We start from the raw sequence: 23,570 nt of genomic DNA on the forward strand, positions 1-23,570 counted from the left end.
GCTTAGCCGACCGATCCTTCCATGCCCATCTCGATGAGCTTGTTGAGTTCCATCGCGTACTCCATGGGCAGCTCGCGCGCGATGGGCTCGATGAAGCCGCGCACGATCATGGCCATGGCCTCGTCCTCGGGGATGCCTCGCGCCATCAGGTAGAAGAGCTGCTCCTCGCTGACCTTCGAGACCGTGGCCTCGTGGCCGAGCTGCACGTCGTCGACGCGGATGTCGATCGCCGGGTAGGTGTCGCTGCGCGAGATGGTGTCGACGAGCAGCGCGTCGCAGCGCACGGTGTTCGCCGCGTGGTGCGCGTTCGCGTCGACGCGGACCTCGCCGCGGTAGCCGGCGCGGCCGCCGCCGCGGGCGATCGACTTGGAGACGATCGACGACTGCGTGTACGGCGCCATGTGGATCATCTTGGCGCCCGCGTCCTGGTGCTGGCCGGGGCCCGCGAAGGCGACCGAGAGGGTCTCGCCCTTGGCGTGCTCGCCCATCAGGAAGATCGACGGGTACTTCATCGTCACCTTGGAGCCGATGTTGCCGTCGATCCACTCCATGGTGGCGCCCTCGTGGGCGACGGCGCGCTTCGTGACCAGGTTGTAGACGTTGTTCGACCAGTTCTGGATCGTCGTGTAGCGCACGCGGGCGTTCTTCTTCACGATGATCTCGACGACGGCCGAGTGCAGCGAGTCGCTCTTGTAGATCGGGGCGGTGCAGCCCTCGATGTAGTGCACGTAGCTGTCCTCGTCGGCGATGATCAGCGTGCGCTCGAACTGGCCCATGTTCTCCGTGTTGATGCGGAAGTAGGCCTGCAGCGGGATCTCGACGTGGACGCCCTTCGGCACGTAGACGAAGGAGCCGCCCGACCAGACCGCCGTGTTCAGCGCGGCGAACTTGTTGTCGCCGGCCGGGATGACGGTGCCGAAGTACTCCTCGAAGATCTCGGGGTGCTCCTTGAGCGCGGTGTCGGTGTCGAGGAAGATGACGCCCTGCTCTTCCAGGTCCTCGCGGATCTGGTGGTAGACGACCTCGGACTCGTACTGCGCGGCGACGCCGGCGACGAGGCGCTGACGCTCGGCCTCGGGGATGCCGAGGCGCTCGTAGGTGTTGCGGATGTCCTCGGGCAGTTCCTCCCAGCTCTGGGCCTGCTTCTCGGTGGACCGCACGAAGTACTTGATGTTCTCGAAGTCGATCTCCGAGAGGTCGGCGCCCCAGCTGGGCATCGGCTTGCGGTCGAAGAGCTGGAGAGCGCGGAGGCGACGCTGAAGCATCCACTCCGGTTCTTCCTTCAGACGCGAGATGTCGGCGACCACCTCCTGCGAGAGTCCGCGGCGGGCCGAAGCCCCGGCGGCATCCGAGTCGGCCCAGCCGAACTCGTACACGCCGAGTCCTTCGAGCTCTGGGCGGTCGATCAGTACGTCCGTCATGCTCTCCTCTTCTCCTTCCCTGCGACCGGCTATCAGACCGGCTCACCGTGCGCCGTGAATCGAGGTGTTCGCGACGACTGGTGATGTGCGGGCGGCTCCATTGCGAACCTAAGATGGCAGAGTGGCCGAGCGCGCGATTCACCGCGCGGGGCCCGCCATCTGATCAAGTCTATAGGGTCGCCCCGACACTGGCTCCGTTCCACGCGACCCGGATGAGGAACTCCGCGTGAACCGCCCGAGCACCGGCCTGCACATCCCCACGAGCCTGCGGATCTTCGCCTGGTTGTCCTTCATCGCGGAGACGACCATCATCGCCACGGGCGGCGCCGTCCGACTCACGGGCTCGGGCCTTGGCTGCCCGACGTGGCCGACGTGCACGCCCGGCTCGCTCGTGCCGACCGAGGAGCTCAGCTACCACAGCCTCATCGAGTTCGGGAACCGGCTGATGACGGGCGTCGTGGGCATCATCGCCCTCGTCGTGGTGCTGCTCGTCTGGCGCCTCCGCCGTGAGCGCCGCGACCTGTGGGTGCTCTCGCTCGTGGTCATCGGCGGCATCGTCGCGCAGGCGATCGTCGGCGGCATCACCGTCTGGACCGGGCTCAACCCGTTCATCGTCGGCTTCCACTACGTCTCCTCGCTCGTGCTCGTCTGCATCACGGCCGCGTTCCTCGCCCGCCTCGACGCCGCGCCTGGACCGCGCGAGCTCGCCGTCCCCCGCTGGTACGCGATCCTCACGCACGTGACGACCCTCGTCATGGCGGTCTCGATCGCCTTCGGCGTGCTCACCACGGGCGCGGGCCCGCACTCGGGCGACTCCGAGGCCGGCCGCAACGGATTCGAGGCCGAGATCCTCGAGCACATCCATGCCTGGCCCGGCTATCTCCTGCTCGGCCTCACCGTCGTGCTCGTCGTCGCCGCCGGCATTCGCAGGCTCCCGACGCTCAGGTGGACCCTCGTGCTGCTCGCGGCCGAGCTCGTGCAGGTCGGCGTCGGCCTCTACCAGGCGCGCAACGGCCTCCCGGTGCTTGCCGTCGGCATCCACATGGTGCTCGCGGCGCTCACCGCCGCGGCGCTCACCCTGGTCGTCCTGCACCTGAAGCGCCCCGTCGCCCAGGGCGCCACGGAGCCGAGCCGCGCCGAGGCGGTCAGCGCCGCCTGAGCCGGGGCACCGCGCCGCCGGTGTCGTCGCCCGGCCGGTGCGTGCGGAGGAGATCAGCAGCGCGGGAGGATCGGCTGCGCGAGCGAGTCCTCCCCGGCTGCTGATCTCCTCCGTGGCGCACGCTGCGCGGCACGGCGAGGGGGCGCGAGCAGAGGCGCGCCCGCCGCTTAGAAGGGCAGCAGCGGGTCGATGCCGACGGCGAGGAAGACGAGCGACAGGTAGACGATCGAGCCGTGGAACACGCGCATCGGCGAGACCTGCTCGTGCCGGATCGCGAGGTTGTAGAGGCGGTGCGTCTCGTAGATGAACCAGGCGCCGGTCACGACCGCGACGGTCGAGTAGACGAGACCCATGCCGGCGATCGGGATGAGCAGCAGCGAGCACGCGACCGTGGCCCAGGCGTACAGGATGACCTGCAGGCCGACCTGCGCGCGACCGCGAACGACCGCGAGCATCGGCACGCCCGCCGCGGCGTAGTCGGCCTTGTACTTCATCGACAGCGGCCAGTAGTGCGGCGGCGTCCACAGGAAGATGATCAGGAAGAGGATGACCGGCGGCCAGCTCAGGTCCTCGGTGACCGCGGCCCAGCCGATCAGCACGGGCATGCAGCCCGCGATGCCGCCCCAGACGATGTTCTGCGCGGTGCGGCGCTTCAGGATCAGGCTGTAGAAGACGACGTACAGCAGGATGGCGGCGAGCGACAGCAGGGCTGCCAGCCAGTTCGTGAACACCCACAGCCAGACGATGGATGCCGCGCCGAGCCCGTAGGCGAAGACCAGCGCCTCACGGTCGCTCAACTCGCCCGTGACGAGCGGGCGGCCCTGCGTGCGCTTCATGACCCGGTCGATGTCGCGGTCGATGTAGCAGTTGAAGGCCCCGGCGCTGCCGGCGCTCATGGCGCCGCCGATGAGCGTGGCGATGAGCAGCCAGAGATCGGGCAGCCCTTGCTGGGCGAGGATCATGGTCGGCGCGGTGACCACGAGCAGCAACTCGATCACGCGCGGCTTCGTGAGGGCCACGTAGGCGCCGAGCTTGCGGCGGAAGGTCGACGGGGCCCGGGTCTCGGTGGTCTCGCCTGTTGCCTGCATCGCTCCTCTTCCGGTGACGCCGCGCTGGTGATCGCGCGCGGCCACGCCGCCTCCGATTCTAGGCCATCCCCGCGACGGCGCGGGGCGCACCACCCGGCACGGGCCCGCGACGTCACGAACGGCCACGGCCGGCTCCCCCACTCCATATACTGAGGGAGAGCGCGCCCGATGGCGCGGTGCCGAGCTGCCGACGAGTCGTCGACGGTCGGGGCCGACGGTCTGGGCTCCACCGCGCCGCAGCGATTCCCTGGCGGGCCCGGGGGCCGGTCGGCTCCCCGCGACCCCGCCACGACCGGAAGGAACAGCAACCTCGTGGCAACTCTGCAATGGGACTCCCTCGACGATCGCGCGGTCGACACGGCTCGCGTGCTCGCAGCCGACGCCGTGGAGAAGGTCGGCAACGGACACCCGGGCACGGCGATGAGCCTCGCCCCGGCGGCCTACCTCCTCTTCCAGAAGGTGATGCGCCGCGACCCCTCCGACCTGGACTGGCTCGGGCGCGACCGCTTCATCCTCTCCGCGGGGCACTCCTCGCTGACGCAGTACGTGCAGCTCTACCTCGAGGGCTCCGGCCTCGAGCTCGACGACCTGAAGGCGCTCCGCACCTGGGGCTCCAAGACCCCGGGCCACCCGGAGTACGGCCACACCGCCGGCGTCGAGATCACGACCGGGCCCCTCGGCCAGGGCCTCGCGTCGGCCGTCGGCTTCGCCTACGCCGCGCGCTACGAGCGCGGGCTCTTCGACCCCGAGGCGCCCGCGGGCGAAAGCCCCTTCGACCACTTCGTCTACGTCGTCGCGGGCGACGGCGACCTTCAGGAGGGCGTGACGAGCGAGGCCTCCTCGCTCGCCGGCCACCAGCAGCTCGGCAATCTCGTCGTGATCTACGACTCGAACCAGATCTCGATCGAGGACGACACGAACATCGCCTTCACCGAGGACGTCGCGAAGCGCTACGAGTCCTACGGCTGGCACGTGCAGACGGTCGACTGGAAGAAGACGGGCGAGTACGTCGAAGACGTCGCCGAGCTGTACGCGGCCATCGAGGCCGCGAAGGGCGAGCAGGCGAAGCCCTCGCTCATCATCCTGAAGACGATCATCGGCTGGCCCTCCCCCGGCAAGCAGAACTCCGGCAAGATCCACGGCTCGGCGCTCGGCGCCGCCGAGCTCGCGGCGACCAAGGAGGTGCTCGGCTTCGACCCCGAGCAGAGCTTCGTCGTCGCCGAGGACGTCATCGAGCGCACCCGCGGCGCCCGCGAGCGCGGCGCCGCGCTGCACCGCGAGTGGCAGGCCTCCTACGACGCCTGGGCGGCGGCCAACCCCGAGCGCAAGGCGCTGCTCGACCGGCTCGAGGCCGGCGAGCTGCCCGAGGGCCTCGAGCGGGTCCTGCCGGTGTTCGAGGCGGGCACCGAGGTCTCCACCAGGGCCGCGTCGGGCAAGGTCATCAACGCGCTGGCCGCCGAGCTCCCCGAGCTCTGGGGCGGATCCGCGGACCTCGCGGAGTCGAACCTCACCACCATCAACGGCGGCGGATCGTTCGTGCCGAGCGAGCACTCCACGCACGAGTGGGCGGGCAACCCCTACGGCCGCGTGCTGCACTTCGGCATCCGCGAGCACGCGATGGGCGCCATCCTGAACGGCATCGTGCTGCACGGCCCGACGCGCGCGTTCGGCGGCACCTTCCTGATCTTCAGCGACTACATGCGGCCCGCCGTGCGTCTCGCGGCCCTCATGCAGGTGCCCTCGATCTTCGTCTGGACGCACGACTCCGTCGCCCTCGGCGAGGACGGCCCGACGCACCAGCCGATCGAGCAGCTCGCGAGCCTCCGGGCCATCCCGGGCCTCGACGTCGTGCGCCCCGCCGACGCCAACGAGGTGTCGTACGCCTGGCTCGAGATCCTGAAGCGCCGCGGCGGACCCGCCGGCATCGCCCTGACCCGGCAGAACATCCCGGTGTTCGAGCGCGGCGACGGCGACGCCTCCGGCGACGTCTTCGCGAGCGCGGCGAACGTCTCGAAGGGGGCCTACGTGCTCGCCGAGGCCGCGTCGGGCACGCCGGACGTCATCCTCATCGCCACGGGCTCCGAGGTGCAGCTGGCCGTCGCGGCACGTGAGCAGCTCGCCGCCGAGGGGATCGCCGCGCGCGTGGTGTCCGCTCCGAGCCTCGAGTGGTTCGAGGAGCAGGACGCCGCCTACCGCGAGCAGGTGCTCCCGGCCGCGGTCACCGCGCGCGTCTCGGTCGAGGCCGGCCTCTCGCTCAGCTGGCAGCGCTACCTCGGCGACCGCGGCCGCGCCGTGTCGATCGAGCACTTCGGCGCCTCCGCCGACTACAAGACCCTGTTCCGCGAGTTCGGCATCACGACGGACGCCGTCGTCGCCGCGGCCAAGGAATCGCTCGCCGTCTGAGCGGGCACGAAGGAGCAACGAACCCATGAGCACCACTCCCACCGCCGCCCTCTCCGAGGCCGGCGTCAGCATATGGCTCGACGACCTCTCGCGCGAGCGCATCGAGACGGGCGACCTCGCCCGCCTGATCGAGGAGCGCGACGTCGTCGGCGTCACCACGAACCCGACGATCTTCGCCGGGGCCCTCTCGAAGGGTGAGCGCTACGCCGCTCAGGTCGCCTCGCTCGCCGCCTCGGGCGCCGACGTCGACCGCGCCGTGTTCGAGATCACGACCGACGACGTCCGGGCCGCGGCCGACGTGTTCCGCCCGGTCTACGACCGCTCCGGCGGCTTCGACGGCCGCGTCTCGATCGAGGTCGCCCCCGGGCTCGCCCACGACACGGCGGGCACCGTCGCCGAGGCGAAGACCCTCTGGGAGCGCGTCGACCGGCCGAACGCCATGATCAAGATCCCCGCGACCGTCGAGGGCCTCGACGCCATCCGCGAGACCATCGGCGCCGGCATCAGCGTCAACGTGACCCTGATCTTCAGCCTCGACCGCTACCGCGCGGTGATGGAGGCCTACCTCGCCGGTCTCGAGCAGGCGAAGGCCGCCGGTCACGACCTCAGCACGATCCACTCGGTCGCCTCCTTCTTCGTGTCGCGCGTCGACACCGAGATCGACCAGCGGCTCGTCGCCATCGGCACGGACGAGGCGCTCGCGCTGAAGAGCAAGGCCGGCGTCGCGAACGCGCGCCTCGCGTACGAGCTCTACGAGGAGACCTTCGCGAGCGAGCGCGCCGCGGCGCTCCTCGCCGCCGGCGCGAACCGCCAGCGCCCGCTCTGGGCCTCGACGGGCGTCAAGGACCCGGCCCTGCCCGACACGCTGTACGTCACCGAGCTCGTCGCGCCGGGCGTCGTCAACACGATGCCCGAGAAGACCCTCGAGGCCACTTTCGACCACGGCGTCGTCACCGGCGACACGGTCACCGGCGCCTACGCCGAGGCCGGCGCCGTGCTCGACGCGCTCGCGAAGGTCGGCGTCGACTACGACGACGTCACGGCGCTGCTCGAGCGTGAGGGCGTCGAGAAGTTCATCGTCTCCTGGTCGGAGCTGCTCGAGTCCGTCGGCCAGGCGCTGGAGACGGCGCGATGAGCTTCCGGATCTCCGTCGGCGGCGCGGCGGCGGAGGCCGTGCGCCGCGTGGTCCCCCAGCTCGTCGCCGACCGGGTGGCGAGCGGCATCACGGCGCAGGACCCCGAGCTCTGGGGGCCGGCGGCCGAGGAGGAGTCCGCGAAGCGGCTCGGCTGGACCGAGGCCGTCGCGATCTCCCGCCCGCTCGTGCCCGAGATCCTCGCGCTCCGCGAGGAGCTGCACGCCGCCGGCGTCGACCACATCGTGCTCGCCGGCATGGGCGGCTCCTCGCTCGCCCCCGAGGTGATCACCCGCACCGCGGGCGTGCAGCTCACGGTGCTCGACTCGACCGAGCCCGGGCAGGTCCGCTCGGCGCTCGCCGACCGCCTCGCCTCGAGCGCGCTCGTCGTCTCGTCGAAGTCGGGATCGACCGTCGAGACCGACAGCCAGCGCCGGGTGTACGAGCAGGCGTTCCGCGACGCGGGCATCGACCCCGTCGGCCGCATCGTGATCGTCACCGACCCGGGCTCGCCCCTCGACGAGTCGGCCCGCGCCGCCGGCTACCGCGTCTTCAACGCCGACCCCAACGTCGGCGGGCGCTACTCCGCGCTCACCGCGTTCGGGCTCGTCCCCTCCGGCCTCGCCGGCGTGGACATCGCCGAGATCCTCGACGAGGCCGAGGCGATGGAGCTGCCCCTCGCGGTCGACACCGAGGAGAACCCCGGCCTCGTGCTCGGCGCCGCGATCGCGGCCACGCAGCCCCTCCGCGACAAGCTCGCGATCGTCGCCGACGGCACCCACATCGTCGGCTTCGCCGACTGGGCCGAGCAGCTGATCGCCGAGTCCACGGGCAAGGAGGGCACCGGCCTGCTGCCCGTCGTCCTCGAGCCCGGCGCGCCGGAGCTCTCGGAGGGCCTCGCCGACGTCCAGCTCGTGCGCCTCGTCGACGACGCGGGGAGCCACGTGTTCCGCGACGACGAGCGCGACGAGATCCGCGTGAGCGGCACCCTCGGCGCCCAGCTCCTCGTCTGGGAGTACGCGACGGCGGTCGCCGGGCGCCTGCTCGGCATCAACCCGTTCGACCAGCCCGACGTCGAGTCGGCGAAGATCGCCGCGCGCGGCCTCCTCGATGCCCGGCCCGAGCCGGCGCCCGCGGCGTTCGTCGCCGAGGGCATCGAGGTGCGCGGCACGCCCGAGGTCATCGGTGCGGCGAGCGATCTCGCCTCCGCGATCGAAGTCCTGCTGGAGGAGCTGCCCGCCGACGGCTACCTCTCGGTGCAGGCGTACGTCGACCGGGTCGCGCACCCGGAGCTCGCGCAGCTGCGCGAGCTGCTCGCGGCGCGCGCAGGCCGCCCCGTCACCTTCGGCTGGGGTCCGCGCTTCCTGCACTCGACCGGGCAGTTCCACAAGGGCGGCCCCGCGGTGGGCGTGTTCCTGCAGCTCACGCAGCGTCCCGCCGAGGATCTCGCGATCCCCGAGCGGCCGTTCACCTTCGGCGAGCTGATCGCGGCCCAGGCCTCCGGCGACGCGAGCGTGCTCGCCGAGCACGGCCGGCCGGTGCTGACGCTCACGCTCACCGACCCCGCGGCGAACCTCGCGTCCCTCGTCGCCGCGATCGACTGACGGCAGGAGCCACCGCAGTGCAACCGGCACTCATCGAGGCGGGCCACAACCCGCTGCGTTCTCCGAAGGACTACCGGCTGAATCGCATCGCCGGCCCTTCGAGCCTCATCATCTTCGGCGTGACGGGCGACCTGTCCCGCAAGAAGCTGATGCCCGCGGTGTACGACCTCGCGAACCGGGGGCTCCTGCCCCCCGGCTTCGCGCTGGTCGGCTTCGCCCGGCGCGACTGGGAGGACGAGGACTTCGCCCAGGTCGTGCACGACTCGGTGAAGCAGTACGCGCGGACCGAGTTCCGCGAGGACGTCTGGCAGCAGCTGGCCCGAGGCATCCGCTTCGTCACCGGCACCTTCGACGACGACGACGCCTTCGACCGGCTCCGCGAGACGGTCGAGTCGCTCGACCGCGAGCGCGGCACGATGGGCAACCACGCGTTCTACCTATCGATCCCGCCGAAGTCCTTCCCGCTCGTGACCGAGCAGCTGAAGCGCTCGGGCCTCACCGAGCAGCGCGAGGGCCAGTGGCGCCGCGTCGTCATCGAGAAGCCGTTCGGCAGCGACCTGCAGACCGCCCGCGAGCTGAACGACGTCGTCGCCTCCGTCTTCCCGCCCGACTCGGTGTTCCGCATCGACCACTACCTGGGCAAGGAGACGGTGCAGAACATCCTGGCGCTGCGCTTCGCGAACCAGCTGTACGAGCCGATCTGGAACGCGAACTACGTCGACCACGTGCAGATCACGATGGCCGAGGACATCGGCGTCGGCGGCCGGGCCGGCTACTACGACGGCATCGGCGCGGCCCGGGACGTCATCCAGAACCACCTGCTGCAGCTCCTGGCCCTCACGGCGATGGAGGAGCCGATCTCCTTCGAGGCGGCCGACCTCCGCGCCGAGAAGGAGAAGATCCTCGCCGCGGTGCGCCTGCCCGAGGATCTCGCGACGGGCACCGCCCGCGGCCAGTACGCGGGCGGCTGGCAGGGCGGCGAGCAGGTCGTCGGCTTCCTCGACGAGGACGGCATGAACCCCGAGTCGACGACCGAGACCTACGCGGCCGTGAAGCTCACGATCGGCACGCGCCGCTGGGCCGGCGTGCCGTTCTACCTGCGCGCCGGCAAGCGGCTCGGCCGCCGGGTCACCGAGATCGCCGTGGTCTTCAAGCGCGCGCCGCAGCAGGTGTTCGCCGACAGCCAGACCTCGGAGCTCGGCCAGAACGCCCTCGTGATCCGGGTGCAGCCCGACGAGGGCGTGACGATCCGATTCGGCTCGAAGGTGCCGGGTGCCGGCATGCAGGTGCGCGACGTAACGATGGACTTCGGCTACGGTCACGCCTTCACGGAGGCGAGCCCCGAGGCGTACGAGCGGCTCATCCTCGACGTGCTGCTCGGCGACCCGCCGCTCTTCCCCCGCCAGGAGGAGGTCGAGCTCTCCTGGAAGATCCTCGACCCGATCGAGCGCTTCTGGGCGACCCAGGGTCGCCCCGAGCAGTACCGACCCGGTTCCTGGGGCCCGAGCTCGGCCGACGAGCTGCTCGCCCGCGACGGACGCAGCTGGAGGCGCCCATGATCGTCGATCTGCCCGACACCACGACCAGCCAGGTCTCCAAGGCGCTCGTGAAGATCCGCGAAGAGGGTGGCGTCGTCGCGCTCGGCCGGGTGCTCACCCTCATCATCGCGACCCAGGCCGGGCGCGAGGAGGAGGCGATCGAGGCGGCGAACGACGCCTCCCGCGAGCACCCGATGCGCGTCATCGTCGTCGCTTCGGAGCCGGGCGCCGACGGCGCGGGCGTCGCCCCGCGGCTGGATGCCGAGATCCGCGTCGGCGGCGACGCCGGTGCGAGCGAGGTCATCGTGCTGCACGCCTTCGGCGAGGTCGCGAGCGACGAGGAGAGCCTCGTGATGGCGCTGCTGCTGCCCGACGCGCCCGTCGTCACCTGGTGGCCGGGCAAGGCCCCGGAGATCCCGGCGCTCGCCCCGCTCGGTCGCATCGCGCACCGGCGGATCACGGATGCCTCGGCCCAGCCCGACCCGCAGGCGGCCCTCGCGGCGCTGGAGCGCAGCTACCGCCCGGGCGACGCCGATTTCGCCTGGACCAGGCTCACCCTGTGGCGTGCGCAGCTCGCCGCCGTGCTCGATCAGCCGCCCTACGAGTCCGTGACCCGCGTGCACGTCTCCGGCGCGGTCGACTCCCCCTCGACGACGCTGCTCGCCGCGTGGCTGAAGCTCCAGCTGCAGGCCGAGACGAGCTGCACGCTCGCGGGTCCGGACAGCGGACTGCACGGCATCCACGGCGTCGAGCTCGAACGGGCCAGCGGCGGCATCGAGCTCATCCGCGACGTCCCCGGGGTCGCGACCCTGCGGCAGCCCGGGCAGCCGGTGCACGACCTCGCACTCCCCCGGCGGAGCCTGCGCGACTGCCTCGCCGACGAGCTGCGCCGGCTCGACCCGGACGAACTCTACGGCGACGTGATCACCGTCGGCCTGCCGCTGCTCGCCGACGGAACGGAAGGTGGACGAGGATGACCAACGACCGACGGGTGCTCGTGCACCCGGACAAGCCCGCGCTCGCGGCCGCCGTGGCCGCGCGGTTCATGACGAAGCTGCTCGACATCCTCGACGAGCAGGCGGTCGCGCACATCGTGCTCACGGGCGGCTCCATGGGCGGCGCCGTGCTCGAGTCCGTCGCGGCATCACCCGCGCGCACGAGCATCGACTGGACGCGCGTGCACTTCTGGTGGGGCGACGAGCGCTGGGTGCCCGAGCGGGATGCCGAGCGCAACGACACCCAGTCCTTCGAGGCGCTCCTCGACGCGCTCGAGCTGCCGGAGGGGAACGTGCACCCGTTCCCGGCCTCGGACTCCGGGCTGGAGCTCGATGTCGCGGCCGAGGTCTACGCCGCGGAGCTCGCCGCCCACGGCGTCGACGGCCAGCCCTACCCGATCTTCGACATCACGTTCCTCGGCGTCGGGCCGGACGGGCACATCGCTTCGCTCTTCCCGCACCGCTCCGGCATCCAGGTGACGGACCGCACCGTGATCGCGGTGCGGAACTCGCCCAAGCCCCCGCCCGAGCGACTCAGCCTCACCCGACCGGTGCTGAACTCCTCGCAGCGCGTCTGGTTCGTGCTCGCGGGGGCCGACAAAGCCTCCGCGCTCGGCCTGGCCCTCGCCGGCGCCAGCCGTGACGAGGTACCCGTCGCGGGCATCAAGGGCCGCCGCCGCACCGTGTTCTTCGTCGACCGCGACGCGGCCGCCGAGGTGCCGGAGCAGCTCATCGCGCCCGAGTACTGAACGGCGCCACGGAAACGCGAAACGGCGGGCGGATCCGAATGGATCCGCCCGCCGCTTCGTCGTGTGCGGGAGTCTGCCGGAATTACTCCGGCGCGCTCGTGCCGCGTCGCGCACGGAGCTGCTGGAGGGCCTCCTCGAGGAGGGCCGCCGCCTCTTCCTCGGTGCGCCGCTCCTTCACGTAGGCGAGGTGCGTCTTGTAGGGCTCGGTCTTCGACAGCGACGGCGGGTTCGCCTTGTCGCGGCCGGCCGGGAGTCCCGTCGAGGGGCTGTCGATGACCTCGGGGATCTCCTCGTCGGGGAGGTTCGCCGCGAAGTAGCGGATCGTCTCGTTGCCCTGCGCGTCCCAGTAGCTGATGGCGACGCGGTCGGCGTGGAAGCCCCGGTCCTGCTCGCCCATGGGGCCGGCGCCGACGCGCGAGCCGCGGATTGCACTGTTGCCCGAGACCATCAGATCCCCGCTTCGAACTTGGTGATGAGGCCGAGCACCACGATGCAGGTCACCCAGACGAGGCCGAGGATGATCGTGATCCGGTTGAGGTTGCGCTCCGCGACGCCGGACGCGCCGAGGTTGGAGGTCACGCCGCCGCCGAACATGTCGGAGAGGCCGCCGCCGCGACCCTTGTGCAGCAGGATGAGCAGGGTCAGCAGCAGGCTCGTGAGGCCGAGCAGGACCTGCAGGACGACCTGGAGAATCTCCACGGTGAAACCTTTCCGGGCACGACGGACTGGTCGGTGCCGACAATCGAGTATAGCCGGGCGGCGGCCCGGGAACGCGTCGGCGCCCCGGGCCGGGCCCGATCAGGCGCCGACGTGCTTCTTGAAGCGCACGATCGCCGAGAACTCGTCGATGTCGAGGCTCGCGCCGCCGACGAGGGCGCCGTCGACGTTCGGCTCGCGCAGGAACGCGGCGATGTTCGCCGCCTTCACGGAGCCGCCGTAGAGGATGCGCGTGGACTGCGCGACCTCGTCGCCGGCGAGCTCCGCCAGCACCGAGCGGAGCGCCGCGGCCACCTGCTCGGCCTGCGCCGGGGTCGCCGCCTGTCCGGACCCGATGGCCCAGACCGGCTCGTATGCGACGACGAGCCCCTTCGTGGCATCCACGCCCTCGAGCGCACGACGGAGCTGCGCGACCGGCACGGCGCTCGCGCCGTGGGCCTCCAGGTCTTCCGCCGTCTCGCCGACGCAGAGCACCGGCACGAGGCCGTGGCGGTGCGCGGCGATCACCTTGGCGTTCACGTCCTCGTCGGTCTCGGCGTGCAGGGTGCGACGCTCCGAGTGCCCGATGATGACGTAGCCGCAGTCGAGCTGCTTGAGGAATGCGCCCGAGATCTCGCCCGTGTACGCGCCGGAGTCGTGCTTCGACAGGTCCTGCGCGCCGTAGCCGATCGGCAGGGAGTCGGCCGTGACGAGCGTCTGCACCGAGCGGAGGTCGGTGAACGGCGGGAACACCGCCACCTCGGCATCCGCGTAGTCGTGCTTCGCGTCGGCGAGGCTCCAGGCGAGCTTCTGGACGAACGCGATCGCCTGCAGGTGATCGAGGTTCATTTTCCAGTTGCCCGCGATGAACGGGGTGCGCTTCACTGCCATCCGAGGACCTCCAGTCCGGGGAGTTGCTTGCCTTCCAGGAACTCGAGGCTCGCGCCCCCGCCCGTGGAGATGTGACCGAACTGAGCGTCGTCGAAGCCCAGCTGCCTGACCGCGGCCGCCGAGTCGCCGCCGCCGACGACGCTCAGCCCGTCGACCTCGGTGAGCGCCTCGGCCACGGCACGCGTGCCGGCGGCGAAGGGCGCCAGTTCGAACACGCCCATCGGGCCGTTCCAGAACACCGTCTTCGAGGCGCGGATGCGGGCGGCGAAGTCGGCCGCCGTGGCGGGGCCGATGTCGAGGCCGAGGCCCGCGGCGCCGAACGGCGTCTGCTCGATGGCGTCCGCCGCGGTCACCACGTGCTCGGCGTCGGCCGAGAAGGAGGCCGCCACGACGACATCGCTCGGCAGCACGAGTTCGACGCCGCGCTCGGCGGCCTCGGCGAGGTAGCCGCGGACCGTGTCGAGCTGGTCGGCCTCGAGCAGGCTCGAGGCGACCTGGTGCCCCTGGGCCGCGAGGAACGTGAACAGCATGCCGCCGCCGACGAGGAGCGTGTCGACTCGCGGCAGCAGGTGCGCGATCACGCCGAGCTTGTCGGACACCTTCGAGCCGCCGAGCACGACCGTGTACGGGCGCTCGGGCGTCTCGGTGAGCCGGTCGAGCACGTCGAGCTCCGCGGCGATCAGGAGGCCGGCGGCGCTCGGCCGCAGCTGCTCGAGCTCATAGACGCTCGCCTGCTTGCGGTGCACGACGCCGAAGCCGTCGGAGACGACGACGTCGGCGAAGGCCGCGAGCTGCTCAGCGAAGGCGCGGCGCTCCGCGTCGTCCTTCGCGGCCTCGCCCGGGTTGAAGCGGAGGTTCTCGAGCACGAGCACCTCGCCCTCGCCGAGGGCGGCGACCTTGGCCTGGGCGTCGTCGCCGACCGTGTCGGCGGCGAAGCCGACCGGCGCGTCGAGGAGCTCGCCGAGGCGGGCGGCCACGGGTCCGAGGCTGTACTTCGCCTCGGGCTCCCCCTTCGGCCGGCCCAGGTGGGAGATCACGACGACGCGGGCACCCTGCGCGAGCAGGGCGTTCAGCGTCGGCAGCGAGGCCCGCACGCGGCCGTCGTCCGTGATGGTCTCGCCGTCCAGGGGGACGTTGAGATCGCATCGGACGACGACGCGCTTGCCGGCGAGCTCACCGAGGGAATCGATGGTTCGCAGAGTCACTGTGCTCCGTTTCGGTCGCCGGCGGTTCGCCGGATCAGAGACGCTCGCCGACGTACTCGGCGAGGTCGACGAGGCGGTTGGAGTAGCCCCACTCGTTGTCGTACCAGCTGGAGAGCTTCACCTGGTCGCCGATGACGCGCACGAGGCCGGCATCGAAGATCGACGAGTGCGGGTCGGAGACGATGTCGCTCGAGACGATCTCGTCTTCCGTGTACTTCAGGATGCCCTTCATGGGCCCCTCGGCGGCGGCCTTGTACGCGGCCTTCACCTCGTCGACCGTGACCGGGCGCGACGCGGTGACCGTGAGGTCGGTGATGGAGCCGGTGGGCACCGGCACGCGGAGCGCGAAGCCGTCGAGCTTGCCGACGAGTTCGGGCAGCACGAGGCCGATGGCCTTCGCGGCGCCGGTCGAGGTCGGCACGATGTTGATCGCGGCGGCGCGGGCGCGGCGCAGGTCCTTGTGCGGGCCGTCCTGCAGGTTCTGGTCGGCCGTGTAGGCGTGGACCGTGGTCATCAGCCCGCGCTCGATGCCGAAGGCGTCGTTGAAGACCTTGGCGAGCGGGGCGAGGCAGTTGGTCGTGCACGACGCGTTGGAGATGATGTGCTGCGTCTCGGGGTCGTAGTCCTGCTCGTTCACGCCGATCACGAAGGTGGCGTCCTCGTCGGTCGCGGGCGCCGAGATCAGTACCTTCTTGGCACCGGCCTCGAGGTGCTTGCGCGCATCGGCGGCCTTGGTGAAGAAGCCGGTCGACTCGATGACGATGTCGACGCCGAGCTCGCCCCAGGGCAGGTTCGCGGGGTCGCGCTCCGAGAAGGCCTTGATCTTGGTGCCGTTGACGATGAGGTTCTCGTCGTCGTACTCGACGGTGGCGTCGAGGCGCCCGGTGATCGAGTCGTACTTCAGCAGGTGGGCGAGGGTCTTGTTGTCGGTGAGGTCGTTGACCGCGACGATCTCGAGGTCTGCGCCCTGGGCGAGCGCTGCGCGGAAGAAGTTGCGGCCGATGCGGCCGAATCCATTGATGCCGATCTTGACGGACACGGGAAGGTCTCCTGATTGGACTGGGCGCGAACGCGCCGTTTGGGAAGGATGAGGCACGGACGGCGGTGTCCCCGGACCAGGTCCGGGGACACCCATCCGCTACGACAGTAGCAGCAGGCCCGCGGTCTTCTCGGTGGCCGCCTGCCAGCGCTTCTGCACGTTCGCCCAGTCCACGATGGTCCAGAACGCCTTGACGTAGTCGGCGCGCACGTTCTGGTAGTCGAGGTAGTAGGCGTGCTCCCACACGTCGAGCATGAGCAGCGGCACGATGCCCGCCGGGAAGTTCGCCTGCTGGTCGAAGAACTGCACGATGATCAGGCGCTGCCCGATCGAGTCCCACGCGAGCACGGCCCAGCCGGAGCCCTGGACGCCGAGCGCCGTGGCGGTGAAGTGCTTCTGGAATCCGTCGAAGGAGCCGAAGTGATCGTCGATCGCCGCGGCGAGCTCGCCGGTCGGCTTGTCGCCGCCCTCGGGCGAGAGGTTCGTCCAGAAGATCGAGTGGTTGACGTGACCGCCGAGGTTGAACGCGAGGTCCTTCTCGAGCTTGTTCACGTTGGCGAGGTTGTCCGTCTCGCGCGCCTCGGCGAGCTGCGCGAGCGCGGTGTTCGCGCCCGTCACGTACGCCTGGTGGTGCTTCGAGTGGTGCAGCTCCATGATGCGACCGCTGATCGCCGGCTCGAGCGCCGCGTAGTCGTACGGAAGATCGGGGAGGGTGTAGTCAGCCATTGCTTCTCCTTGTCAGATGCCGGGGTCGTCCGGGCCTCTGCCTGGTCCAACCTCGGCCTCTCCGAGTCTATGCCCGAAGGCCCGGCCGGGGCCGGGCCTTGACGTCACACCTCGTCGAGGTCGGCGGGCAGGCTCGCCTCGGTGCCGGGCACGCCGAGATCGGCCGCACGCTTGTCGGCCATGGCCAGGAGACGGCGGATGCGGCCGGCGACGGCGTCCTTCGTCATCGGCGGATCGGCGTGGTGGCCGAGCTCGTCGAGGCTCGCGTCGCGGTGCGCGAGGCGCAGCTCGCCTGCGTACTTCAGGTGGTCGGGGATGTCGTCGCCGAGCAGCTCCATGGCGCGCTCGACCCGCGCGCACGCGGCGACCGCGGCCTGCGCGGAGCGCCTGAGGTTCGCGTCGTCGAAGTTGACGAGCCGGTTGGCGGTGGCGCGCACTTCACGCCGCTGGCGGAGCTCCTCCCAGTTGCGCACGGTGCCGCTCGCGCCCATCACCTGCAGCATGGCGCTGATCGCCTCGCCGTCGCGGACCACGACCCGGTGCACGCCGCGCACCTCACGGGCCTTCGCGGCGATGCCGAGGCGTCCGGCCGCGCCCACGAGCGCCATCGCGGTCTCGTTGCCGGGGCAGGTGATCTCGAGGGCCGCCGAGCGGCCGGGGTCGGTGAGGCTGCCGCTCGCGAGGAACGCCCCGCGCCAGACCGCCGCGACCTCGTCGCGTGAGCCCGTGGTGAGCCGGTTCGGCAGCCCGCGCACCGGCCGGCGCCGGGCGTCGAGGAGCCCGGTCTGCCTCGCGAGCGTCTCCCCGCCCTCGAGCACCCGGACGAGGTACTGGTTGCCGCGGCGCACGCCGCCGGCCGCCGAGACCGAGACGTCGGGGCGCACGCCGTAGAGCTCGGCGAGGTCGCGGGTGACCCGGCGCACGAGCGTCGGCGAGTCGAGCTCCGCCTCGATCGCGATGCGACCCGAGATGATGTGCAGCCCGCCCGCGAAGCGCAGGATCGTGGCGAGCTCAGCGGCCCTGACGCTCGTCTTCGCGACTTCGACGCGAGCCAGCTCTTCCTTCACATCAGCCTTCAATGCCACGTGGTTCCCAATCTTCCGTTGTTGCCGCCGCTCCCCCGAGGATCATTCTCGTCCGAGGTCGCGGTCTTTGATACTGACGGCGACCCCTGGCAGTTGCCCGAGCCGCCCGGCGATCTCCCGCACGATCGCGACCGAGCGGTGCTTGCCGCCGGTGCAGCCGATCGCGACCGTCGCGTGTCGCTTGTTCTCGCGCTGATACCCCGCCATGACGGGCGCGAGCGCCGCCGCGTAGGCGTCGATGAACTCCATGGCCCCCGGCTGGCCGAGCACGTAGCCCGACACCCGCTCGTCCTCCCCCGTGAGCGCCCGCAGCTCGGGCTCCCAGAACGGGTTCGGCAGGAAGCGCGCGTCGGCCACGTGGTCGGCGTCGGTCGGGATGCCGTACTTGAAGCCGAAGCTCAGCACCGTGACCCGGAGCCCGGCCCGATCGGCCTCGGCGAAGGTGTCGGTGACGAGCGTCGCGAGCTGGTGGATGTTCAAGTCGGAGGTGTCGACGACGAAGTCGCTCGACTCCCGGATCGCCGCGACCCTCGCCCGCTCCGCGCCGATGCCGTCGAGCAGCGTGCCGTCGCCCTGCAGCGGGTGCGGGCGGCGGACGGCCTCGAAGCGCCGGACGAGCGCGGCGTCGGTGGCGTCGAGGAACATCACCCGCACGTTCACGCCCGTGCGGAGCGCCTGGATGATCTCCTGCAGCTCCGAGAAGAAGTCGCGGCCGCGGATGTCCACGACCGCGGCGATGCGGGGAAGCGAGTTGCCGGCCCGCTCGACGAGCTCGACCAGCGGCCGGAGCATCTGCGGCGGGAGGTTGTCGACGACGTACCAGCCGAGGTCTTCGAGGGCGTTCGCGGCGGTGGATCGACCGGCTCCGCTCATCCCGGTGACGATGAGCATCTCCTGGTGCTCCGTCTCGTCTGCCATCAGCCGGCCGCCCCCTTCGTTTCTGAAGCTCCAGCCTACCGGGGTGCGGGGGCGCGCACGGTCTGCAGATGGCCGTGCACGGTCTCGGCGAGGACCGGTCCGATGCCCTTCACCTCGGCGATCTCGCTCGGCGTCGCTCCCTTCAGGCGCGCCACCGAGCCGAAGTGCCGCAGCAGCTCCTTCACGCGGGCGGGCCCGAGCCCCGGGATCTCGGCGAGCACCGTGCCGATGTCGCGCTTGCGGCGCTGGCGCTGGTGCGTGATCGCGAAGCGGTGCGCCTCGTCACGGATGCGCTGGAACAGGAAGAGCGCGTCGCTGTTGCGGGGCAGGATCACCGGGAAGTCGGACTCGGGGGTCCAGATCTCCTCCAGGCGCTTCGCGATGCCGCAGAGGTAGATGCCCTCCACGCCCGACTCGCGCAGCGCCCGCTCGGCGGCGGCCACCTGGGGCTGCCCGCCGTCGACGACGAGCAGATTCGGCGGGTACGCGAACTTCTTGCGCCGCGCGGGCTCGACGACGGCCTCGGCATCCGTCGGATCGGCGGCGACCCCGGCGCCGGAGCCGGCGACGACGACGGACGGATCGTCTGCGGCATCCGCCGTCGGCTCCCCCGTGTCGCGCAGGTAGGCGAGGCGGCGGGTGAGCACCTGGTGGATCGAGTCGGTGTCGTCGGTCGAGCTCGGGATCGTGAAGCGCCGGTACTGGTCTTTGCGCGGCAGCCCGTCTTCGAACACGACCATCGAGGCGACGATGTTCGTGCCGCTCAGGTGCGAGACGTCGTAGCACTCGATGCGGAGCGGGGCATCCGCCATGCCCAGCGCCTCCTGGATGTCCTCCAGCGCACGCGAGCGCGTCGTGAAGTCGGCGCTGCGACGCGTCTTGTAGAGCATGAGGTTCTGCTTGGCGTTCTGCTCGGCGGTCGCCAGCAGCGCGGCCTTGTCGCCGCGCTGCGCGGCACGCAGGCGCACCTTGCGGCCGGCGTGCTCGGCGAGCCATGCCTCGACCGCCTCGGCGTCGTCGGGCAGCACCGGCACCACGACCTCGCCCGGCGGACGGAGGTCGTCGGCGTAGGCGTTCTGGAGGACGACATCGACGAGTTCGCCGAGCGGCACGTCGAGTTCCTTGTCGACGGTCCACGAGCGCACGCCGCGCACGCGTCCCCCGCGCACCGCGAACATCTGCACGGCCGCCTGCAGCTCGTCGTGATCGATGCCGAAGACGTCGAGGTCGACCTTCTCGCCGAGCACCATCGCGCTCTTCTCGAAGAACTCCCGCGCCGCCTGCAGCTGATCCCGTCGACGCGCGGCGGTCTCGTAGTCCTGCGCGGCGGCGGCCTCGCGCATCTCCCGCTCGAGATCGCCGAGGATCGCCGTGTCCTGGTTCTGCATGAAGGCGACGAAGCGGTCGACGTTCTGCCGGTGCTCCTCGATCGTGACCTTGCCGGAGCAGGGCCCGAAGCAGCGGCCGATCTGGCCGGCGAAGCAGGGCTTGCCGCTCGCCATGGCGCGGCGGTAGTCGCTGTCCTTGCACGTGCGGATCGGGAACAGCTTCGTGAGGATCTCGAGCGTCTCGCTCACGGCCCAGACCTTGGGGTACGGACCGAAGTACTTGGCACCCGGGATGCCTCGCTTGCGCGAGACCATCGCCCGCGGCGCCTCGTCGCCGAGCGTCACCACGAGGTAGGGGTAGGACTTGTCGTCCTTGAAGCGCACGTTGAACGGCGGCTTCCACTCATTGATCCAGGTGATCTCGAGCTGCAGCGCCTCGACGTCGCTGCGGACCACGGTCCACTCGACCGAGGCCGCCGTCGTCACCATGCGCCGGGTGCGCTCGTGCAGGGTGTGCAGCGGCGCGAAGTAGTTCGACAGCCGCGCTCGCAGGTTCTTGGCCTTGCCGACGTAGAGCACGCGCCGCTCGGCATCGCGGAAGCGGTACACGCCCGGCGAGGTTGGGATCTCCCCGGCCTTCGGCCGGTACGGGACGGTGCCGGACATCGCCTAGCCGGCCACCCGCCGAGCCGCGGGCTGCTCGGCCGCGGCCTGCGCGTCGAAGATCTCGCGCAGGAAGAAGCCGGTGTGGCTCTCCTCGACGTCGGCGACCTGCTCGGGCGTGCCCGTGGCGACGATCTGGCCGCCGCCGGAGCCGCCCTCGGGGCCGAGATCGATGATCCAGTCGGCGGACTTGATGACGTCGAGGGAGTGCTCGATGACGATCACCGAGTTGCCCTTGTCGACGAGCTTGCCGAGCACCTTCAGCAGCTTGCGCACGTCTTCGAAGTGCAGGCCTGTGGTCGGCTCGTCGAGGACGTACACGCTGCGGCCGTTGGAGCGGCGCTGGAGCTCGGTGGCGAGCTTCACGCGCTGCGCCTCGCCGCCGGAGAGGGTCGTCGCGCTCTGGCCGAGCTGCACGTAGCCGAGGCCGACGTCGACGAGGGTCTTCAGGTAGCGGTGGATCGCCGAGATCGGCTCGAAGAACTCGGCCGCTTCGCTGATCGGCATCTCGAGCACCTCGGCGATGTTCTTGCCCTTGTAGTGCACCTGCAGCGTCTCGCGGTTGTAGCGCTTGCCGCCGCAGACCTCGCACGCGACGTAGACGTCGGGCAGGAAGTTCATCTCGATCTTGATGGTGCCGTCGCCCGAGCACGCCTCGCAGCGCCCGCCCTTGACGTTGAAGCTGAACCGGCCGGGCAGGTAGCCGCGGGCCTTGGCCTCGGCCGTCTCGGAGAACAGCGTGCGGATGCGGTCGAACACGCCGGTGTAGGTGGCGGGGTTGGACCGGGGGGTGCGCCCGATCGGCGCCTGGTCGACGTGGACGACCTTGTCGAGGTGCTCGAGCCCGCTCACCCGGCGGTGCTTGCCCGGCACCTTGCGCGCCCCGTTCAGTCGGTTCGCGAGCACCCGGTAGAGGATGTCGTTGACGAGCGAGGACTTGCCGGAGCCGCTGACGCCGGTGACCGCGGTCAGCGTGCCGAGCGGGAAGCGCACGTCGACGTTGCGAAGGTTGTTCGCCGCGGCGCCCTCGACCGTGATCATGTGCTCGGGGTCGACCGGCCGGCGGGACTCGGGGATCGCGATCTCCTTGCGGCCCGAGAGGTAGTCGCCCGTCAGCGAGTCAGTGTTCGCGAGCAGCTCGGCGTAGCTGCCGGAGTGCACGACCGTGCCGCCGTTGACGCCGGCGCCGGGGCCGATGTCGACGATCCAGTCGGCCGTGCGGATGGTGTCCTCGTCGTGCTCGACGACGATGAGCGTGTTGCCGAGGTCGCGGAGCGCGATGAGCGTGTCGATGAGTCGTCGGTTGTCGCGCTGGTGCAGGCCGATGCTCGGTTCGTCGAGCACGTAGAGCACGCCCGTCAGGCCGGAGCCGATCTGCGTCGCGAGCCGGATGCGCTGCGCCTCGCCGCCGGAGAGCGTGCCCGCGGCGCGAGCCAGGTCGAGGTAGCTCAGCCCGACCCGGATCAGGAAGTCGAGGCGGAGCTTGATCTCACGGAGCACCTGCGCGGCGATCGCCTGCTCACGGTCGGTGAGCTCGAGCTTGTCCATGAAGGCGCGCGCGTCGGTGAGGCTCAGCCGGCACACCTCGGCGATGCTGCGCTCGTGGATGTGCACGGCGAGCACCTCGGGCTTCAGCCGGTTGCCGTCGCAGACGGGGCACGGCACCTCGCGGAGGTACTCGGCCCAGCGGGCGCGCTGCTGATCGGTCTCGGCCTGCACGTACTGCCGCTCGATGTAGGGCACCACGCCCTCGAAGCCCGAGGTGTAGCTCATCTCGCGGCCGTAGCGGTTGCGCCAGCGCACCTTGACCTCGAAGTTGTCGCCCCGCAGCACCGCGGCGCGCGCCTCGGGCGCCAGCTCCTCCCACGGGGTGTCGAGCGAGAAGTCGAGGTCTCGGGCGAGGCCGGACAGCAGCTTCTCGTAGTAGTTGTAGAGGCTCTTGCCCTGCGAGGTCCACGGCAGGATGACGCCCTCGGCGATGGAGAGCGCCGGGTCGCCGAGCAGCAGCTCTTCGTCGACCGACATGCGGGTGCCGAGGCCGGAGCACTCGGGGCAGGCGCCGAACGGTGCGTTGAACGAGAAGGTGCGCGGCTCGATCTCGGTCAGCTGGATCGGGTGCTGGTTGGGGCAGGAGAGCTTCTCGGAGAACGTCTGCCAGGCCTCGGGCCCGTCCTCGTCGACGTAATTGACCTGCACGAGCCCGTCGGTCAGCCGCAGCGCGGTCTCGAGCGAGTCGGTGAGCCGGCCCAGGATGTCGGGCGAGGAGACGAGCCGGTCGACGACGACCGAGATGTCGTGCTTGATCTGCTTCTTGAGCTTCGGCGGCTCGTCGAGGCGGATGACCTCGCCATCGACGACCGCGCGCGAGAAGCCCTGTGCGGCCAGCTCGCGGAACAGGTCGACGAACTCGCCCTTCTTCTTCGACACGACCGGGCTCAGCACCTGGAAGCGCGTGCCGTCGGCGAGCTCCATGAGCTGGTCGGCGATCTGCTGCACGGTCTGACGCTGGATGCGCTCACCGCAGACGGGGCAGTGCGGCACGCCGATGCGCGCCCACAGCAGCCGCATGTAGTCGTAGATCTCGGTGATCGTGCCGACGGTGGACCGCGGGTTGCGGTTGGTCGACTTCTGATCGATGGAGACGGCCGGGCTCAGCCCCTCGATGAAGTCGACATCGGGCCGGTCGACCTGCCCCAGGAACTGGCGGGCGTACGCGGACAGCGACTCGACGTAGCGGCGCTGCCCCTCGGCGAAGATCGTGTCGAACGCGAGCGACGACTTGCCCGAGCCGGAGAGCCCGGTGAAGACGACCATGGCGTCGCGCGGGATCTCGACATCGACGTCGTGGAGATTGTGCACGCGGGCACCACGAACGCTCAGTCGGGAGTGGGCATCGAGACGTGAAACTGGCACCCTACGAGTCTAGGGAC

Annotated in this window: 19 protein-coding genes; 7 read left to right on the forward strand and 12 right to left on the reverse strand. The window is 70.7% G+C overall.

Going from position 1 to position 23,570, the window contains the following annotated elements:
* Positions 1-2 precede the first annotated feature (2 nt).
* Positions 3-1,421, reverse strand: a complete 1,419-nt coding sequence (gene sufB, locus ACFWE1_RS00315; protein ID WP_376931599.1) for a Fe-S cluster assembly protein SufB — start codon at positions 1,419-1,421, stop codon at positions 3-5.
* Between the two features lie 226 nt (positions 1,422-1,647).
* Between sufB and ACFWE1_RS00320 the strand changes: the two genes are divergently transcribed.
* Entirely contained in the window at positions 1,648-2,580 is a 933-nt protein-coding gene (locus ACFWE1_RS00320) for a heme A synthase (protein WP_376931600.1), read from the forward strand.
* Between the two features lie 167 nt (positions 2,581-2,747).
* Here ACFWE1_RS00320 and ACFWE1_RS00325 read toward each other — a convergent pair whose 3' ends face one another.
* Positions 2,748-3,668: a heme o synthase gene (locus ACFWE1_RS00325; RefSeq protein WP_230763456.1), complete on the reverse strand. Its 921-nt coding sequence runs from the start codon at positions 3,666-3,668 to the stop codon at positions 2,748-2,750.
* Positions 3,669-3,980: 312 nt separating this feature from the next.
* On the opposite strand from ACFWE1_RS00325, the gene tkt reads away from it, so the two are divergent.
* From tkt to pgl, 6 genes are read left to right on the forward strand one after another with little or no spacing between them, the layout of a single operon-like run.
* Positions 3,981-6,071 carry a transketolase gene (tkt, locus tag ACFWE1_RS00330; protein ID WP_376931601.1) on the forward strand — a complete coding sequence of 697 codons (2,091 nt, stop codon included), beginning with the start codon at positions 3,981-3,983 and terminating at the stop codon, positions 6,069-6,071.
* 25 nt (positions 6,072-6,096) lie between these two features.
* Positions 6,097-7,206, forward strand: a complete 1,110-nt coding sequence (tal, locus tag ACFWE1_RS00335) for a transaldolase (RefSeq protein WP_376931602.1) — start codon at positions 6,097-6,099, stop codon at positions 7,204-7,206.
* Positions 7,203-8,807 (forward strand): glucose-6-phosphate isomerase, encoded by a 1,605-nt coding sequence (locus tag ACFWE1_RS00340; protein WP_376931603.1) that lies wholly within the window; start codon positions 7,203-7,205, stop codon positions 8,805-8,807. Before tal ends, ACFWE1_RS00340 begins: the two co-directional genes overlap by 4 nt.
* A 17-nt stretch (positions 8,808-8,824) precedes the next feature.
* Complete coding sequence (zwf, locus tag ACFWE1_RS00345; RefSeq protein WP_376931604.1) at positions 8,825-10,366, forward strand: glucose-6-phosphate dehydrogenase; 1,542 nt, start codon at positions 8,825-8,827, stop codon at positions 10,364-10,366.
* Positions 10,363-11,322, forward strand: coding sequence for a glucose-6-phosphate dehydrogenase assembly protein OpcA (locus ACFWE1_RS00350; RefSeq protein ID WP_376931605.1), 960 nt, complete (start codon positions 10,363-10,365; stop codon positions 11,320-11,322). The genes zwf and ACFWE1_RS00350 overlap by 4 nt, the downstream gene beginning before the upstream one ends.
* Positions 11,319-12,089 (forward strand): 6-phosphogluconolactonase, encoded by a 771-nt coding sequence (gene pgl / locus ACFWE1_RS00355; RefSeq protein ID WP_376931606.1) that lies wholly within the window; start codon positions 11,319-11,321, stop codon positions 12,087-12,089. Before ACFWE1_RS00350 ends, pgl begins: the two co-directional genes overlap by 4 nt.
* An 82-nt stretch (positions 12,090-12,171) precedes the next feature.
* Here the strand turns inward: pgl and ACFWE1_RS00360 are convergent, their stop codons facing one another.
* From ACFWE1_RS00360 to uvrA, 10 genes are all read right to left on the reverse strand, one after another.
* A complete protein-coding gene (locus ACFWE1_RS00360) occupies positions 12,172-12,537 on the reverse strand; it encodes an RNA polymerase-binding protein RbpA (protein ID WP_243568281.1) in 366 nt (121 codons plus the stop codon).
* Positions 12,537-12,788 (reverse strand): preprotein translocase subunit SecG, encoded by a 252-nt coding sequence (gene secG / locus ACFWE1_RS00365; RefSeq protein ID WP_189084947.1) that lies wholly within the window; start codon positions 12,786-12,788, stop codon positions 12,537-12,539. The genes ACFWE1_RS00360 and secG overlap by 1 nt, the downstream gene beginning before the upstream one ends.
* Positions 12,789-12,887: 99 nt before the next feature.
* A complete protein-coding gene (gene tpiA, locus ACFWE1_RS00370) occupies positions 12,888-13,676 on the reverse strand; it encodes a triose-phosphate isomerase (protein WP_376931607.1) in 789 nt (262 codons plus the stop codon).
* Positions 13,667-14,881 (reverse strand): phosphoglycerate kinase, encoded by a 1,215-nt coding sequence (locus ACFWE1_RS00375; RefSeq protein ID WP_376931608.1) that lies wholly within the window; start codon positions 14,879-14,881, stop codon positions 13,667-13,669. Before ACFWE1_RS00375 ends, tpiA begins: the two co-directional genes overlap by 10 nt.
* A gap of 34 nt (positions 14,882-14,915) precedes the next feature.
* The gene (gap, locus tag ACFWE1_RS00380) at positions 14,916-15,920 is read right to left on the reverse strand and encodes a type I glyceraldehyde-3-phosphate dehydrogenase (RefSeq protein ID WP_376931609.1); all 1,005 of its coding nucleotides are present in this window, start codon (positions 15,918-15,920) and stop codon (positions 14,916-14,918) included.
* A gap of 99 nt (positions 15,921-16,019) precedes the next feature.
* Positions 16,020-16,646, reverse strand: a complete 627-nt coding sequence (locus ACFWE1_RS00385) for a superoxide dismutase (protein ID WP_376931610.1) — start codon at positions 16,644-16,646, stop codon at positions 16,020-16,022.
* A 104-nt stretch (positions 16,647-16,750) separates the two neighbouring features.
* On the reverse strand, positions 16,751-17,731 hold the full coding sequence (gene whiA, locus ACFWE1_RS00390; protein WP_376931611.1) for a DNA-binding protein WhiA: 981 nt from the start codon (positions 17,729-17,731) through the stop codon (positions 16,751-16,753).
* A 42-nt stretch (positions 17,732-17,773) separates the two neighbouring features.
* Positions 17,774-18,649 carry an RNase adapter RapZ gene (rapZ, locus tag ACFWE1_RS00395; protein ID WP_243568277.1) on the reverse strand — a complete coding sequence of 292 codons (876 nt, stop codon included), beginning with the start codon at positions 18,647-18,649 and terminating at the stop codon, positions 17,774-17,776.
* Between the two features lie 35 nt (positions 18,650-18,684).
* Entirely contained in the window at positions 18,685-20,643 is a 1,959-nt protein-coding gene (uvrC, locus tag ACFWE1_RS00400; RefSeq protein WP_376931612.1) for an excinuclease ABC subunit UvrC, read from the reverse strand.
* A gap of 3 nt (positions 20,644-20,646) precedes the next feature.
* Positions 20,647-23,553 (reverse strand): excinuclease ABC subunit UvrA, encoded by a 2,907-nt coding sequence (gene uvrA, locus ACFWE1_RS00405; protein WP_376931613.1) that lies wholly within the window; start codon positions 23,551-23,553, stop codon positions 20,647-20,649.
* Positions 23,554-23,570: the final 17 nt, after the last annotated feature.

Source organism: Agromyces sp. NPDC060279, from assembly GCF_042726785.1.
Taxonomy (GTDB): domain Bacteria; phylum Actinomycetota; class Actinomycetes; order Actinomycetales; family Microbacteriaceae; genus Agromyces.